The organism is Neptuniibacter sp. (assembly GCF_024231755.1).
Classification (GTDB): domain Bacteria; phylum Pseudomonadota; class Gammaproteobacteria; order Pseudomonadales; family Balneatricaceae; genus Neptuniibacter.
On the sequence record NZ_JAAEQH010000144.1, the window covers coordinates 1 to 1281 of the forward strand.

General features: G+C 48.9%; 3 protein-coding genes. All 3 read right to left on the reverse strand.

Going from position 1 to position 1281, the window contains the following annotated elements; genetic code table 11:
- Positions 1 to 204 (reverse strand): hypothetical protein (locus GY843_RS08130; protein WP_297308398.1); only part of this gene is annotated, 204 nt, incomplete at its 3' end.
- A gap of 9 nt (positions 205 to 213) precedes the next feature.
- A complete protein-coding gene (locus GY843_RS08135) occupies positions 214 to 603 on the reverse strand; it encodes a hypothetical protein (protein WP_297308400.1) in 390 nt (129 codons plus the stop codon).
- 21 nt (positions 604 to 624) lie between these two features.
- Positions 625 to 1128: a hypothetical protein gene (locus GY843_RS08140; RefSeq protein WP_297308402.1), complete on the reverse strand. Its 504-nt coding sequence runs from the start codon at positions 1126 to 1128 to the stop codon at positions 625 to 627.
- Positions 1129 to 1281: the final 153 nt, after the last annotated feature.

Sequence of the window (1281 nt, forward strand, 5' to 3'; positions counted from 1 at the left end):
ATCTTCGATATTCGCTGGCTGAATCTGGTCATCAGGTAGATGATCAGCCAATTCTTGCATATGCGAGGCATAACGTTGATAGATGGCGCGCCGATTCAGTCTGGCAGCAGCCACAACATACTTGGCCATTCGATCACTTTCTTGGGCCAACCGCTCGATATTCTCCAGAGCAGGTTCCCAACGAGCATGAACTTCATACATCATTGATTCGATTCAGTGGGTCATGTCAATATCCAAGCGGCTACACCAGCACATCTTTCTGAAGGCGAAGTAGCAGCGGACACAGTCATGTAACTTAGCCTGCGGGTGTTCCGCGGCAATAACACAGAGATGAGTAACAACGTGCTGCATGCTCGAGTACGGCGCTTCGTAGAACATAGCCGGCGCATACAGAGTCATCATTTGGCCCATACAGCGGAATACAATTCCTGCATGTATAAGGGTCCGATTTATAGATTCAGCAGCATCTCCTCGAGTATATCGAGTGAAGCTTTCTTCCGGTGTAAAACGTCCAAACTGCCCCAACATTGGTCTCGAAAACGCATGGCGCAGTTGCGCCTGCATGAGAACCATACGGCAGAGGCGTTCAGTACGCTTGTCCAAAATGCGTACCTGGGTCTGTTCTCATGTCTCCTGGCCCTGAGCTTCAGTATAGAAATAGAGCGCCTTCGTTCGCTCAAAAGCAACTTGATCCAAGGTGCGACGAAGACAAAGTGCAATATGGATAGCCTGGAGACTGCACAATGCCTTGCCGACAACCTGACACATATGGTGCTCCTTCGAGCGTGGGTCATAGAGCAACGCATGCTCATCTGGTTTGTAACGAGCTACACCCGGCTTCGTAGTCTTCAGATGGAAATGGCTATTCTGACTTAGTGCTCTAGGTTTCCCATCCAAGAGGAAACAAGCAACGTCAGTCTTAGGGATCTTCATTACTTCCAAGAAATTCATGTCCATAATTAGTTGTCCAGTAATATCTTGATCTAGAGCGGTACCGAAAACCTGTTCGGACACCAGCATCCAGTCAATGCACTTGTATTCGTCACCTGCGGGCTCGCAACCAAAGTGACCCATATACAGCTCGCCACCAATAAAGTGCATCCCAGTCGTATTGTAGAGCGCGCGCATGGTCTTCAGGGGCCGTATTCATAAAGCTGGGGTAAATCTTACCCGGGTAAGGCAAAAACCTCAGGTAAAATTGAAGCAACCCAGGGTTACGCAACTCGACTTATTTACCCGCATTCATAAACGTGAGTTTAACCCCGGGTTGAGTAACCTGGG